The 15,121-nt window shown below is 51.9% G+C and carries 12 protein-coding genes and 1 tRNA gene; 10 read left to right on the forward strand and 3 right to left on the reverse strand.

Annotated elements, in window-relative coordinates; genetic code table 11:
* Positions 1-232 precede the first annotated feature (232 nt).
* Both ACT3TJ_RS09005 and ACT3TJ_RS09010 read right to left on the reverse strand, forming a co-directional pair.
* Positions 233-1,654, reverse strand: coding sequence for a TonB-dependent receptor domain-containing protein (locus ACT3TJ_RS09005; protein WP_444665655.1), 1,422 nt, complete (start codon positions 1,652-1,654; stop codon positions 233-235).
* Positions 1,609-2,442: a TonB-dependent receptor plug domain-containing protein gene (locus tag ACT3TJ_RS09010; protein ID WP_444665657.1), complete on the reverse strand. Its 834-nt coding sequence runs from the start codon at positions 2,440-2,442 to the stop codon at positions 1,609-1,611. The genes ACT3TJ_RS09005 and ACT3TJ_RS09010 overlap by 46 nt, the downstream gene beginning before the upstream one ends.
* Positions 2,443-2,716: 274 nt before the next feature.
* Here ACT3TJ_RS09010 and ACT3TJ_RS09015 point away from each other — a divergent pair, with 274 nt between their 5' ends.
* Genes ACT3TJ_RS09015 through ACT3TJ_RS09030 form a run of 4 tightly spaced genes read left to right on the forward strand, consistent with a single transcriptional unit; the run spans position 2,717 to position 6,655 of the window.
* Positions 2,717-3,640, forward strand: coding sequence for an ABC transporter substrate-binding protein (locus ACT3TJ_RS09015; RefSeq protein WP_441680168.1), 924 nt, complete (start codon positions 2,717-2,719; stop codon positions 3,638-3,640).
* A 39-nt stretch (positions 3,641-3,679) separates the two neighbouring features.
* Positions 3,680-4,693, forward strand: a complete 1,014-nt coding sequence (locus tag ACT3TJ_RS09020; protein WP_172117541.1) for a FecCD family ABC transporter permease — start codon at positions 3,680-3,682, stop codon at positions 4,691-4,693.
* 7 nt (positions 4,694-4,700) lie between these two features.
* A complete protein-coding gene (locus tag ACT3TJ_RS09025) occupies positions 4,701-5,849 on the forward strand; it encodes a FecCD family ABC transporter permease (protein WP_442353273.1) in 1,149 nt (382 codons plus the stop codon).
* Complete coding sequence (locus tag ACT3TJ_RS09030) at positions 5,846-6,655, forward strand: ABC transporter ATP-binding protein (RefSeq protein ID WP_192527436.1); 810 nt, start codon at positions 5,846-5,848, stop codon at positions 6,653-6,655. The genes ACT3TJ_RS09025 and ACT3TJ_RS09030 overlap by 4 nt, the downstream gene beginning before the upstream one ends.
* A 19-nt stretch (positions 6,656-6,674) precedes the next feature.
* On the opposite strand, the gene ACT3TJ_RS09035 is transcribed toward ACT3TJ_RS09030, so the two are convergent.
* The gene (locus ACT3TJ_RS09035) at positions 6,675-7,250 is read right to left on the reverse strand and encodes a hypothetical protein (protein ID WP_442353272.1); all 576 of its coding nucleotides are present in this window, start codon (positions 7,248-7,250) and stop codon (positions 6,675-6,677) included.
* A gap of 128 nt (positions 7,251-7,378) precedes the next feature.
* Between ACT3TJ_RS09035 and ACT3TJ_RS09040 the strand changes: the two genes are divergently transcribed.
* From ACT3TJ_RS09040 to ACT3TJ_RS09065, 6 genes are all read left to right on the forward strand, one after another.
* Positions 7,379-7,455, forward strand: a tRNA-Ile gene (locus ACT3TJ_RS09040).
* Positions 7,456-7,747: 292 nt separating this feature from the next.
* A complete protein-coding gene (locus ACT3TJ_RS09045) occupies positions 7,748-10,522 on the forward strand; it encodes a class I SAM-dependent DNA methyltransferase (RefSeq protein ID WP_442353271.1) in 2,775 nt (924 codons plus the stop codon).
* Positions 10,519-11,283 (forward strand): hypothetical protein, encoded by a 765-nt coding sequence (locus ACT3TJ_RS09050; RefSeq protein ID WP_444622471.1) that lies wholly within the window; start codon positions 10,519-10,521, stop codon positions 11,281-11,283. The genes ACT3TJ_RS09045 and ACT3TJ_RS09050 overlap by 4 nt, the downstream gene beginning before the upstream one ends.
* Entirely contained in the window at positions 11,280-11,531 is a 252-nt protein-coding gene (locus ACT3TJ_RS09055; protein WP_442353283.1) for a hypothetical protein, read from the forward strand. Before ACT3TJ_RS09050 ends, ACT3TJ_RS09055 begins: the two co-directional genes overlap by 4 nt.
* Positions 11,532-11,656: 125 nt before the next feature.
* Positions 11,657-13,720 (forward strand): DEAD/DEAH box helicase, encoded by a 2,064-nt coding sequence (locus ACT3TJ_RS09060; protein WP_442353282.1) that lies wholly within the window; start codon positions 11,657-11,659, stop codon positions 13,718-13,720.
* Complete coding sequence (locus tag ACT3TJ_RS09065; RefSeq protein WP_442353281.1) at positions 13,713-14,912, forward strand: GIY-YIG nuclease family protein; 1,200 nt, start codon at positions 13,713-13,715, stop codon at positions 14,910-14,912. Before ACT3TJ_RS09060 ends, ACT3TJ_RS09065 begins: the two co-directional genes overlap by 8 nt.
* The last annotated feature ends 209 nt before the right edge of the window (positions 14,913-15,121 follow it).

The following is a 15,121-nucleotide window of genomic DNA, read 5'->3' on the forward strand; positions in this document are numbered from 1 at the left end:
ATGAAACGATTACTTACGATGAGTATGGCTATGTGGAAGACGGCCGCCGGGTGTGGTTAGGCTTGAGCGTGGATTTTTAATTCTTCAAGAGCACATTAACCAAGCGGCCACTTTTAAGTGGTCGCTTTTTTTATAGCGGTTATAAAAGAGAGCGCTATAAAAAAGCCCCGGCAAAGCCGAGGCGTAAAGAGAGCATTGAAACAGCAAGCAGAGCCGTTCAAGTAGGAAGCGATTAGAACTCGTAAGTAGCTGAGACCCAGAAATTACGGCCGTCCAAGGCGACGCCGTCGGTGGAACGACCTGTCTGAGTGTAGTGATAGGCGATGTAGGTATCCCCTTCATACTCGTAGGTGTCGTGACCTGCGAAATCCTTGTCGAACAGGTTGTAAATGGCGCCCGTGAGGCGAACGTTATCGGAGAATAGGTAAGAGCTTTTCAGGTTGAACAGCGTGTAGCCGTTCAGGTTATTACCTAATTGGTCAACAAGTGCGGCGGAGGAGCCGGTTACATTGCCGCTAAAACGCTCCCGTGAAGAGTAGTACTCCCCTTCAAGCGTAGTGTTCCAGCGATCATTAATTGCCCAGTTAAGATCAGTGGTCAACTTATGCTTGGGTGCATTGGTAAGCGGTTGACCTTCATTCTCTCCGGAAGTGATTTCGGTGTCAGTGTAGGTATAGCCACCGCTGATCGCCCAGGCAGGAGCAATTTGGTAGCTGCTGGTCAGTTCAATACCACGAGTTTCCGCGCGGTCAATATTGATTGATTGGTCAAAGCTAGCCTGCTGAGTGAAATTCCCTACGCTTAAGCAGTTAGCGGCATTGGCGTAAGGCTGATTGCCATTACCGTCAATATACTGGCAGTTGGGCAGGCTGTCGCCATCAGCGATACGGTCGCGAAACTGGGTATAAAAGACAGTTGCCCCGGCAGAGAAGCCGCTAAGGTTGTCGTAGATCGCACCCACTTCATAGTTGGTACTTTTCTCGGGTCCAAGGTCTGGCGAGCCAAGACTGACGGATTGGCCTTGATTGCCAAAACCGTTAACACCATCGTGTAGCTGGTTCAGCGTGGGCGTTTTGTACCCTTGGCTAATACCCCCTTTAAGGGTTAACTGGTCAGTGGTATTCCACACTAAGTAACCGCGCGGGCTAAAGTGGCCACCGAACGCATCATGGTTTTCATAGCGACCGCCCAAGGTTAGCGCTAAGTCATCGGTTAGCAGCCACTCATCTTCGGCAAAAAATGACCAGCTTGACTGAGAAAATTTCTCGTTGCCTGCAGTGCCTTCTTTAAGTTCAGCATCAATATACTGAACGCCTACGGTCACCATGTGGTCATCCAGCGGTGCAATGAATTTGCTGTCGACCACAGTGTCACGGTTTTCCAGAAGACGTGGTTCGCCTCCTTGAGCTATATAGCCATAGTCAGGTGCGTTTCCGGCAGGCAGTGTACGCCCAAGTGTCTCCGTAAAATTATGCGTAACGCTACTCTCAAGGGTGCCTGCGGCGTAGTGGCCGGTATGCCCTACGGCAATTTGGTCGCGGTTAAAGCGCAGCTCATCTGAGTAGCCGAAAAACTCACCCGGTTGAGGTGTGGAACAGTCATTACGCTTTAAGCCATCCAGACTGCCCAAGCGACAATCTGAGTTGTCGTACACTTGGCGGAACGTTCGGCATCCAGCCAAAATTCGTTGGTATCATCGGGTGTCACGTTTAAGCGCCCGCCAATCGAGTAGATGCGCGCTTCCACAGGGCGAGGGTCGCGTCCTGCGCTGCCCTCTACCATGCGCTCGGAGCTATCGCGGTCAAACAAGCGCCCACGCAACTGCAGACCTAGCGTATCTTCAACCAGTGGGCCTGAAGTGTAGAGATTAATTGCTGAGTTGTTGCCCGCATCACGATCTTGCTGAAAGGTGTTCTCAAGCGTTACTGAGCCGGCCCATTCAGTACTAACGCGACGAGTAATTATATTGATAACCCCGCCCATGGCGTCCGACCCATAAAGAGTGGACATTGGGCCACGGATAACTTCAATACGCTCAATCGCTGAAAGGGGCGGCATAAAGCTGGTTGAGGTCTCGCCAAAGCCATTGGGTGTGACATTGCCCGAGGCGTTTTGGCGGCGTCCATCAATCAGGATCAGCGTATAAGCACTTGGCATGCCACGGATGGAAATATTGAAGCCACCTGTTTTGCCGGTTCCAGAGCGAATATCGACGCCTGGAATATCCTTGATAGCCTCGGCAATGTTGGAAAACTGGTTTTGCTCCAGCTCTTCCCGCGTTACCACTGAGATACTCGCAGGGGCACTATTTAGCGTTTGCTCATACCCGGAAGCGGTCACCACCATGTTATTAAGCTGAGTATTTTCCTGAGCATTGGCCGCGCCAGCGGTCAGCCCAAGAGCAACAGCGCTGGCTAAAGCATTACGAGTAAAGCGTGGCATAGCGATCTCCTTGGTTAATGGTTCGGTAATGATATTTATTATCAAATGAGGGTGGGATTCTAAAAAGAAAAGTTCCCATGCGCGAGCCAATATCATGGAACAATGCGTTGCTAAAATAGAAACGCAGGGAGGGCCAGTTTAGGAGCAGGGGTATTACACAAGCGGTTTTCTTTGTGTTGCGTAAAATGGAACGACGGGTTCTATTTAATATAGATGCAAATGTTTTTGAGAATCGTTACTATTCGAACGAATGGTCTAAGAATAGAGGTTCACTATGCTGCGTTCGGTACTGCGTCTTGGCTTGGCCGGTGTGCTATTGAGTAGCTTGATTACCAATGCGCAAGCCCGAGAGCTGGATACTGCTTTTGGAGAAATTGAAGTGCCTGATGCGCCGGAGCGTGTTGTAACGCTATATGAAGGCGCGTTAGACGCATCGTTGGCCGCTGGTGTCACCCCGATAGGCGCCATTGCTTCGCGTGGCAGCAACGATGTCGCTGCTTATATTGGTGAACACACCGATGTAAGCGCGCTGGAAATGGTCGGTGTTACCCGCGAACTCAATATCGAAGCGGTGCTTCGTTTACAACCGGACCTGATTCTTGCAGCGCCCCAGCTTGCTGAAGAGCAGTACCAGTTGCTGTCACGTATTGCCCCCACGGTCGTTCCTAAAACAAGCGGTTTTTCTCGCGATGGCTGGAAAGCAGAAACGCAGCTGTTTGGTCAGGCGCTGGGTAAAGAAGCAGAAATTGATGAAGCGCTTGAAAAGGTAGAGCAGCGTGCCGCAGAGCTTAACGAACGTTTGAGTGATGCCAATGTCGGCGGCACCGCTTACCTGGTGCGGTGGATGCCTGCTGGCCCCATGGTCATGTCCTCTGAGCTGTTTTCAACTGGCGTACTTGCTTCGACAGGGCTGATAGTGGAAGACGAAGGCCTGGTCAGTGAGGGCAGTGCCCATAGCGATGTATTAAGCCTTGAAAACCTCTCACTGATTGACAGCGACTGGCTATTTCTTGCCACGCTAAATGAAGATGGCCAGCAAGCGTTGGAAGCTGCTGAACAGAGTAATGCCTTCACCCGTTTGGATGTTGTGCAACAAGAACACGTTGTGCCTGTGAATGGCCAGGTATGGAGCAGCGCCTCAGGGCCGCTGGCCGCCCAGGCCATCCTGAACGATATCGAACAAGCGCTCTTGCCTTAAGCGTCCTTACTATCAAGGTACGCCTGTGAAGGAACGAACATGTCAGTAAGTTCGCTAACGCAGCGCTTTGAACAACGAACGCTGCTGTTAAGCCTGCTCACCGCCCTAGTGGCGGTGAGTGTCGTTAGTTTGTTGGTGGGGGCTGGCAGCGTTTCGCCATTACAAGCGCTCTCTATGCTGTTGGGTAGCGAAGACAGTGACGCGCATTTTGTGGTATGGGAACTGCGTGCACCACGCACCTTGATTGGAATTGCGGTGGGTATGGCGCTGGGTGTTTCGGGTGCGCTCTTGCAAGCCGTTGCGCGTAACCCGCTAGCGGAACCGGGGTTGCTGGGCGTCAGTGCGGGGGCGGCATTTGCTGTTGCGCTGGCGCTAGTGCTGGGTTCAAGTGCGGCCACCCTGCGTATTTCCGTTGCGCAGTTGGGTGCATTGATAGGCTGCCTCTGCGTATTGGGCGTAGCGCGTTGGCGCGGCGTGGGTAATGACCCTGTGCGCCTGGTGCTGGCCGGTGCTGCTTTCTCGGCGTTGCTGGGGGCGATGACCGCGCTACTGCTGCTGTTTGACCAGCGCTCTGCTGACGAAGTGCGCTTCTGGGTGATTGGCAGTTTGGCCGGCCGTCGTCTGGAAGATCTAATAGCCGTATTGCCTTCTATCGCCTTTTGCACGCTTTTGGTTGTGTTGATTGCGCGCCCTTTATCCGCATTAGCGCTCGGGGAGCGGATGGCATCGGGGCTGGGGCATCATCCTCAGCTGATTCGTGCATTGGTCGTACTTTGCGTAGCGCTTTTGGTCGGGGCCGCAACGGCCATTGCCGGGCCTATTATTTTTGTCGGGCTGGTAGTGCCTTTTGTTGCACGTGCGTTTGCCGGGCCGGATATCCGACGCACTCTATGGTTTTGTTTACCGATTGGCCCGTTAATCGTCGTCTCGGCCGATGTTATTTCCCGCTTGGTGGTCGCTCCCTCTGAACTACCGCTGGGTGTTCTTACGGCATTGTGCGGAGCGCCTGTGCTTATAGCTGTTGTACGCGCCCGCCGTTTACCCATGTTGTGAGTTTGTTATGACGCCTCGCTGGTTAAAAGCTGATTTCAAAAAACAGGGCGCCACGGCTGTGGTCGCGAGAACACCCGATATGGGAATGGTGCGTTATGAAGAAGAGCCGGTAGAGCCGCCAACGGGCTACTGGCGCTGGGGCGAGCGCCGAGGCGATGGCTACAGTATTCTGCTTGAGCAGCGAGCCGTTTGGGTTAACAGTGGATTAGCGGTTGTACTGCTGCTCGCCTGCATTGCCTACCTAAGCCTTGGCACCATCACGCTGGACCCGCGTGATGTAGTACAAGCGCTGGCAGGGCAGGGTGATATGATGACCGGTTTTATGGTGCAGGAGTTACGCTTGCCACGGCTTGTGGCCGCCTGTTTGACCGGAGGCGCCTTTGCGCTGGCGGGTATTTTGATGCAAACGCTGGCACGTAACCGCTTGGCCACGCCCGGTATTATTGGTATTGATAACGGTGCCACCGCCTTTGCGGTGGCCTCCGTTGTGGGGATGAGCGTATCGCTGGCGCCTTCCGCGATGGCCTTGACCGGCGCCGCCACGGCTGCCGTTATTACCTTTGGGCTTGCTGCTGGCAGCGGCACGCAAGGGTACCGGTTTATCGTTGCGGGGATTGGGGTAGGGGCCATCTTTGGGGCCATCACGCAACTGATGTTGGCGCGCGTGGCTATCGATACAGCCAATGCTGCTTATCCCTGGACTGTCGGTTCCCTCAATGCCCGTTCCGGCGGCTCAGTCCAGCTTCTGGGAATTGGCTTAGCGCTGGGCTTTGTTGCCGCACTAGTGCTGGCACGCTCACTCACGGTGTTGCGATTTTCCGACGCTACGGCCAGCGGTTTGGGCATCAACACCACTGTGCGCCGTATCCAAATATTACTGCTATCGGTTGCTTTAACGGCCCTGGCCGTTGCGGTGGCGGGCCCCGTAGGCATGGTGGGGCTAATCGGCCCTGAAATTGCCCGTGCACTTTCCACTCCGCGCCATGTGCCGGTAGTCGCGGCTACGCTGGCAGGTGCGCTTGTGATGGTGTTAGCGGACCTTGCGGGACGAACGCTACTATCGCCAATCGAACTGCCGGTTGGTATTGTCACCGCCATCATCGGCGGCCCTTGGCTTTTATGGATTTTGATGCGCCCGCAACGGAGTCACGCATGAACGATTTTCGAACCCCGCCCACACTAGCCACTCACGCATTAAGCATGGGTTATGGCACGCGGCGGGTGATCGATGGCCTGGAGGTGACACTGCCCAGTGCCAAAGTGACAGCCATTGTAGGGCCTAACGGATGTGGTAAATCGACATTACTTGCGGGCCTAGCGCGTTTGCATAAGCCCGATGAAGGTAGCGTGTTGCTCAACGGTGAAGATATTCAACGCTTACCGTCTCGCCAACTCGCCACGCAGTTGGCGCTGCTGCCCCAGGAGGCTATCGCTCCAGAAGGGCTAACGGTAACGGAACTGATTCGTTTTGGGCGTCAGCCGCATCAGGGTTGGTTGCGGCAATGGTCAGCCGAAGACCAGCGGGTGGTACAACACGCGCTTTTGGCGGCAGGGCTTGAGGATTTGGCGGATCGCCCCATTGACGCGCTTTCGGGTGGGCAACGCCAGCGTGCGTGGATCGCTATGACCATCGCTCAACAAACGCCGCTTTTACTGCTGGATGAGCCGACTTCCGCGCTTGATTTAGGCCACCAGATCGAAGTGTTTGAACTGGTGCGCCACTTGGCTGGGCATGGGCGCACTGTGGTGATGGTACTGCATGATTTAGCCAGCGCTTGCCGCTACGCGGACCACTTGATCGCCATGTGTGATGGGAAAATTGTTGATCAGGGCGCGCCCGCGAATGTGGTCACGCCAGAGCTGGTGCGCAAGCTGTATCAGGTCGACTGCACGTTACTTTCCGACCCGGCGACCGGTAGCCCGTTACTGGCTAATGTGCGCCGGGCGACCGAGCCCGCTTAAAAAAATATTCGCTAAAGGCTTAACGGTTAATCAGCAAGGCATTCAGCGTAATGGGCACGTTATCGTCAATCTGTTGATAGCCAAGCATGGATAGCAGAGTACGGACCGTGGTGTTTGCCATTAACGTCTTGCCATCCAGCGTCATTGGCTCTGCGTGAGTCACCCTCACTTGATTCAAGCCTTCGCGGGTAAAGCGCAAGGGCACCGACTCCTCCCGGCTCACCATTTCGTTTTGTACACGAAAGGTAATGGTCTCGACCAGCGACTCATTGATATCCAGTGCATCCAGCCGTTCCGGCGGCATCTGCCCAACCAGCGTGACCAGCGGAGTATTCGACAGCAGAGCGACCCACGGCGGTAGATCATTAAAGCGCGAAAGCAGATCGGTCTGGCTCAACTTGAGGGGCAGGCGCAGCGTGCCATCGGGCGAGATATCACCTTCTAGATTACGCACCTGATGATGATGCGTTTGAGGTGTCGCCCCGTTGAGCTGAGTAATCGCCGCCTCTACACGTGACTCACCAGGATCAAGCTGCCAATCGGCCTGAACCGGCACCGTTAGCAGCAACGGGAAAAGAGCAATCAAAGCTTTCAAGGCGCGTCTCCGCATAAAGAACTTCACTTCAAGACCTGCAATCCCGTAAAAAGTGCCATTCCCGCACGAAGATACGTGTGTAGGGGTAGCCTCGCCCCGCCACATTCGCTATTATATGCACGCTTTTCGGGCCTATAGCTCAGTTGGTCAGAGCAGGGGACTCATAATCCCTTGGTCGTAGGTTCAAGTCCTACTGGGCCCACCATTTCTATGTTATCTGCTTCTTCAAAGCAGGGGATTATGAGTCCCTTGGTCCTTGGCTCCCCGCCGCTTGTTTTATCTATTTATTATTCGCATCTCTTTTACACATGGTAGACGCTGAAGCAGTGCCTCTGGGTGTGTATGATATCTATCAATCAATGAATATTTATTTTTCCTAATATGCTTTGAGCGCACAGAGCTATATCGCCCGTTAAAAATGCTCAGCGATATACTCAAACTGCTTGGCAGTGAAAAATAAGCACTCGCCAGATGGCGAACTGAATAGACGGCATCCCATGAACGCAGTAGAAATCGAATCCGCCATTTCTGACTTAGCACAACAGCCCTTTGATCCGGCTGAGTTTCCCTATGCCTTCCTGGAAGCTTTTGGAAACAAGGCGACCACCATTAAGCGGTTGCGCTCGGGCACGTCCAATAAGTCGGATCTTGGCGGGGTATTGCAGACGAACAATATCCATATCGCTGTGGCGAATGCTGGTGCCGTTACTCAAACCTTGGCTGCTTTGAAGGTGAGCCCAGCCACCACGCGTGCCAAGGCCAAGTTTGTGCTCGCCACCGATGGTGAGGTATTGGAGGCCGAAGAACTGGAAAGCGGCGAGACAGTCGCCTGCAGATATGAAGAATTTCCTGATCACTTTGGCTTCTTTTTGCCCCTAGCGGGTATCACCACCGTTAAGCAGGTGCGTGAAAGCTCGTTTGATATTCGGGCTACCAGCCGCCTGAACCGACTGTATGTGGAGCTACTGAAAGATAACCCTGGTTGGGGCACGGAAGAACAGCGCCACGAGATGAACCACTTCATGGCAAGGCTGATCTTCTGCTTCTTTGCCGAAGATACCGATATCTTCGCGGGTAGCGGCCTTTTTACCGATACCGTCTCAGAAATGAGCGCCAGAGATTCCGCCAACACCCATGAAGTGATTAGCGAAATCTTCCGCGCTATGAACACGCGGCAAGAAGAGCACGCTGCGGCGAACATCTCCCGCTCGGCAAGGAAATTTCCCTATGTAAACGGTGGTTTGTTTTCAGGCAGTGTGGAAGTGCCTCGCTTCAGCAAGATCGCTCGCTCTTATCTGCTGCACATCGGCAGCCTGGACTGGACACAGATCAACCCTGATATTTTCGGCTCGATGATTCAGGCGGTGGCCGACGACGAAGAACGCGGTGCATTGGGCATGCACTACACCAGCGTGCCGAACATTCTGAAAGTGCTTAACCCTCTATTTTTGGACGATTTACGCGAAAAGCTAGAAGATGCAGGCGACAGCGCCCGCAAGCTACTGAATCTACGCAACCGCATGGCCAAAATTCGCGTATTTGATCCCGCCTGTGGCTCGGGTAATTTCTTGGTCATCGCTTACAAACAGATGCGTGAAATTGAAGCCGAAATCAATCAGCGCCGTGGCGAGCCAAACCGGCCAACCGATATACCGCTGACCAATTTCCGAGGCATTGAGTTGCGCGATTTTTCAGCCGAGGTTGCCCGACTCGCGTTGATTATTGCCGAGTACCAGTGCGACCTACATTATCGTGGCAAGAAGTTGGCGCTGGCCGAGTTTTTGCCTCTCAGCTCCGATAACTGGATTACCTGTGGCAATGCTTTGAGGCTAGATTGGCTGCAATTGATGGATGTCTACAGTACAGGCGTAAAGCTCACCGCAGATGATCTTTTTGATACCCCGCTGGAGCAGGCTCAAATCGACTTCGAGAATGAAGTCGGCGAAACCTATATTTGCGGCAATCCGCCTTATCTAGGGACGCGTAATCAAGATGCAAACCAGAAAAGGGATATGGCTCACGTTTTTGATGGCAAAGTAACTAAATGGAAGTCACTAGATTTTGTTAGCGCTTGGTTTTTAAAAGGGAAAGAATTTTTAGAGAAAAACCCTGGCCGTTGTGCATTTGTAGCCACAAATTCTATATGCCAAGGGCAGCAGGCGCCAATACTTTGGCCATCGATTCTGAATGATGGGCTTCGTATTGGTTTTGCTCATCGTTCTTTCAAGTGGTCGAATAGTGCTTCAAAAAATGCAGCAGTTATCTGCATAATTGTATGTTTAGAGAATATAAAAAAGGGTGGTAACTCCACTATTTTTGACGATGAACACTCTATTGAAGCATCTAATATAAACTATTACTTAGCAAATGCTGCGGACGTCGTAGTCTCCAAAAGATCACGGCCAATTTCAAAGTTTCTGCCCGTTATGGAATACGGAAACAAAGCGGCTGATAACGGAAATCTAATTTTTTCAGCAGATGAATATCGTGAGTTGACGGAATTTCTACCGAATGCGAATCGGTTTACTCGACGCTTATGTGGGTCGCAAGAATACATGAAAGGAACTGATAGGTATTGCTTATGGATACCAGATGAAGATAAAAGTAAGGCTTTGTCATTTGAGCCCATTCAGAAGCGTGTTAATGCAACCCGTGAATATCGACTGACCAGCAAGGACGCTGGCCTTCGAACGATGGTAGGACGGGCTCATCAATTTCGGGAGATGAAGACGTCAACTTCGCATACAATTCTAGTACCTGGATTGTCTTCTGAGCGTCGTGAGTATTTGCCGGTTGGCCTTCTTCGCCCAGAAACGGTTGTATCTCTAACCGCATTTGCTATTTATGACGGAGATCTTTTTTGCCTTGCACTTATATCATCAAAGATGAATTTCGTCTGGAATTTTACAATTTCAGGAAAGATGAAAACAGACGTTAGATATAGCAATTCAATGGGGTGGCATACTTTTCCAGTCCCAACCTTAACTGAGAAGAATAAAGCTGACCTAACTCGCTGCGCCGAGAACATTCTGCTTGCGCGTGAAGCACACTTTCCGGCCACCATTACCGATCTCTATGATCCTGAAAAGATGCCTGACAATTTGCGTGAAGCCCATAAACGCAATGATGAGGTGCTGGAGCGCATCTATATTGGGCGGCGCTTTAAGAATGATACGGAGCGCTTGGAAAAGCTGTTTGAGCTGTATACCAAGATGACTGCTGCGGCGGCGACAGCCAAAGGCAAGAAGCGTAAGGCGGGAGTTACGTCATGAGCAATGACTTTAAATCTTCTTCAGAGATCTTGAAGGAAGAGATATCTCAGTGGATCATTAATAAAATAGATAAACTGGAAGGCCGCGCAAAGTTTTCTTCAATTAATGCGGTTAGATTCCTGCATTGGTCGAATGATACTTCCGATATGTCGCCTATTCTTGCGTCTTTCAGTGCAATGCATGCCACTGAAGAAGCTGTTGCTGCTTTTATTGCCGCAGCTAAAGTTCATGGACATAATAAATATGCAAAAAAAGTAAATTTGCATAACCATAAAATTAAAGCACTGGTCTCAATTTTCGCGCAGCGAATGAGCCTTATTTTGGCGCAGGGAGAAGTCTCAATCGCCATACACCCGAAACAGGAAGCACTGGCGTACCGTGTGCCAACAGTTGGTGGCTATCACTATGACGCCTTGCATCTGAGTTCATTCAGCATAGGTGATGAAGATGATGAGGCTAATAGTATCTTATTGGGCGATACGCCCTCACTTGAGGACGTGGCGAATGAAGCAAGGAGGGTTGCGCGCCTACGGAACGATCTGATTTATGCGACAGAGAATGGATGCCCCACAGGTTTTATTAATCTGGAGTACGAGATTGCCAGAAATACAGCTTTGTCTATTGGCTTGATTTGGGCTGCTGTGGATATGTACATGCATCCTGGTCACAACAGACTAATTGTTGATCAAGTGCTGAGTGGTATGGCTGGCGTTATAGCCAAGAATGGCGGCAAGAGTTGCAAGACGGAGGGTAACGCATGAGCGAGTTGATCCTGTACACCACAAATGATGGGCGCACCCAGCTGAACCTTCGTGTAGAAGGCGACAGCATCTGGCTAAGCCAGCTGGAAATTGCTGAGCTGTTTCAGACCACCAAGCAGAACGTCTCCCTGCACGCTAAAAATATCTTTTACGACGGTGAGCTACGGCAGCATTCAGTTGTCAAGGATTCCTTGACAACTGCCGCAGGCGGCAAGAACTACCGTATCAAACGTTATGAGCCGTTATGAGCCTTCTTGTGAAATATTGAATAAAATAAATTAGTTATATATTCATTAACTATCAAGGAATGCTTGACAGTTGCAGAAGCAAGTTTTCAAGGAAGGGCTAACGCGGCCCTAACAGGTATCGCATTATGACGAAGAGAGTACCTTCAGTTTCCGTCTCGTATGCCAGCAATGGCAGTTCTACCACGTCCAATGAACTTGGCATGCGGCCCATGCAAGAGCGCGCCTATGAGCGGCGAGGCGAGCAGTACCTGCTGATTAAATCACCACCCGCATCGGGTAAAAGCCGCGCGCTCATGTTTATTGCGCTGGATAAGCTGCATAACCAAGGGCTTGAACAGGCCATTATTGTGGTGCCGGAAAAATCTATTGGCTCCAGCTTTAATGACGAGCCGCTGAGTGACTATGGTTTCTGGGCTGACTGGCATGTAGAACCCAAATGGAATCTTTGTAATGCGCCGGGTACGGATAATGGCGGGAAGGTCAAATCTCTGGGCGCTTTTCTTGAAAGTAGCGACAAGGTGCTGGTTTGTACCCATGCCACGTTCCGCTTTGCGATTGATCAGTTTGGGTTGGCAGCTTTTGATAATCGCTTGATCGCTGTGGATGAGTTCCACCATGTTTCTGCAAATCCCGACAATAAGCTGGGTGCTCATCTGGGCGGCTTTATCAACCGCGATAAGGTGCATATCGTCGCGATGACCGGTTCCTACTTCCGGGGAGACACCGAGGCGGTGCTGGACCCGCAGGATGAGTCGCGCTTTGATACGGTGACCTACACCTATTACGAGCAACTCAACGGATATGAATACCTGAAGCAGCTCGATATCGGCTACTACTTTTATTCTGGCTCGTACGCTGATGACATCCTCAAGGTGCTCGACCCGGTTGAGAAGACCATCCTCCATATTCCCAACGTTAACTCTCGCGAGAGCTCCAAGGATAAGGTGCGCGAGGTTGAGCACATCATCGAAGCGTTGGGCGAGTGGCAGGGGGCTGACCCGACCACCGGTTTTCAACAGGTGAAGACGCCGGAAGGTCGGCTGCTAAAAATTGCTGACTTGGTGGACGATGATGCAGCCAAGCGTGAGCGAGTTTCGAGCGCACTGAAAGACCCCGCGCAGAAGCACAATCGTGACCATGTGGACATCATCATCGCCCTAGGCATGGCCAAAGAAGGGTTTGACTGGATTTGGTGTGAACATGCGTTGACAGTGGGCTACCGTTCCAGCTTAACGGAGATTGTGCAGATCATCGGTCGTGCTACGCGTGATGCACCAGGTAAAACACGGGCACGCTTCACGAATTTGATCGCCGAGCCGGATGCCGCTGAACAGGCCGTGACCGAAGCCATTAACGATACCTTGAAAGCCATCGCTGCCAGTCTGCTGATGGAACAAGTGCTGGCACCACGCTTTGAGTTCAAGCCAAAAAAACCTACCAGCGGCCCGCAAGAGGGGTTCGACTACGGTGACGAGGGCTACGACCATAGCAAATGCAATGTGGGCGTTAACGAAGAAACCGGTAAGTATCACATCGAAATCGAAGGGCTGGCAGAACCGAAAAGCGAAGAAGCCGCCCGGATTTGCCAAGAAGACCTGAATGAAGTGATTACCGGTTTTGTGCAGGACAAAACCACCATCGAACGTGGCTTGTTTGATGAGGAACTGGTGCCTGAAGAGCTCACCCAGGTACGCATGGGCAAGATTATCAGAGAGCGCTACCCCAATCTGGACGAGCAAGACCAAGAAGCCGTTCGCCAACACGCCATCGCAGCGCTCAACCTCACACAGCAGGCCAAACTACTGCTGGCAGGTAGCGAGGTCGTGGATATCGGTAGCAATGAGCCAAAACCGAACACAGCGTTGATAGCAGGGGTAAGAAAATATGCAATGGATGTGCGGGAGCTCGATATTGATTTGATTGATCGTATCAACCCTTTTAGCGAGGCCTACGCGATTCTGGCTAAGAGCATGAGCGAAGATAGCTTGAAGCAAGTAGCCGCCGTCATCTCTGGTAAACGTACCAACCTAGCACCTGATGAAGCCAAAGAGCTTGCTATGAGAGCGGTCAAATTCAAGAAAGAGCGAGGGCGTTTGCCTTCTATCAGCTCCCAAGATGCCTGGGAAAAGCGCATGGCCGAAGGTGCTTCCGCATTCGTACGCTTTAAAGATGAGGGGCGTTATGACTGATCTGGACGACTTGCGCGCCGAGCTAGATGAGTTAGCTCAACCCGAGAAAAAGAAAGGCCTTTCGGCACGTGAAGAGCGCATCATCGCCGGGTTTGAAGAGATTCAGCGCTTTGTCGATCAGCATGGCCGTGCCCCGCAACATGGTGAAGGCAACGATATTTTTGAACGGCTCTATGCCGTGCGTCTTGATCGCATTCGTTCGCTTGAGGAGTGCCGAACCCTGGTGGAGCCCCTTGATCACCAAGGCTTACTAGATGGCAACAGTATCAGCGATGTAGACGCGACAGAGGCGATGGACGATGACGCTTTGCTGACAGAGCTTTCTGGGATTGCTGGAGCGTCTGAGCTTACCGAGCTAAAGCATGTGCGCTCAAGTGCCGAGAAGCGTGCTGCTGAAGAGGTGGCCAACAGAGAGAAATGCGAAGACTTTACAATCTACCAGCCGCTGTTTGAGCAAATAGAAAGCGAGCTGAAAAGTGGGCTAAGAACCACACGACGATTCGGTAAGAACGCTACCATCGAGGTAGGGCAGTGGTTCATCGTGGATGGGCAAACGGCCTATGTAGCTGAAGAGGGGGAGGAGTTTGATTCACCCCAAGGCAAGAAAGATGCCCGCCTGCGAGTGATTTTCTCCAACGGCACGGAAAGCAATCTGCTGCGCCTATCGTTAGTAAGAGCGCTCTACAAAGATGAAGCCAGCCGCCGTATTACCGAACCAGATGCAGGGCCTCTGTTTGCTGAACATGAGCCCAATGAAAGGCGCTTCAGCGAAACCTGGGAAGAGGACGATATAGAAAGCGGCACCATTTACGTGCTGCGCAGCCTGTCAGAGCATCCGTTTGTGGCTGAGCATCGGGAGCTGATCCACAAAATCGGCGTGACAGGTGGCAAGGTCGAAGCGCGCATCGCCAACGCCTCACACGATGCCACCTACTTATTGGCGGATGTTGAGGTGGTCGCCACCTACAAGCTGGCCGGTATCAACCGCCGCAAACTGGAAGCGCTTTTTCATCGCATCTTCGCCCCCGCACAGCTTGAGCTGACGATTCAAGACCGCTTTGGGCACCCGGTTAAGCCACGAGAGTGGTTTTTGGTACCATTGCATGTAATTGATGAAGCGGTAGAACGGATTCGAGATGGGTCGATTATGGGGGTGGTTTATGAGCCAGAAACTGCACAATTGATTAGCTAAACTAACAAAATGGCAGGGGCACCGAGGTTGTCAAAACTGAAACCTGAGTATATAACTACATCGTAAAATCTGGATGAGATGCTTGCAAAGGATGGGTGCGAGTTGAACTATAATTTTTTTTCAAGAGGCGGGAAACGATGAAACTGTTTTTTACTGTGGCCGTGGGCCTTTTGCTGAGCGGCTGTGTGCCTTTCGTGCCAATTATTTGA

The organism is Halomonas sp. AOP30-A1-24, from assembly GCF_052378165.1.
Classification (GTDB): domain Bacteria; phylum Pseudomonadota; class Gammaproteobacteria; order Pseudomonadales; family Halomonadaceae; genus Vreelandella; species Vreelandella citrativorans.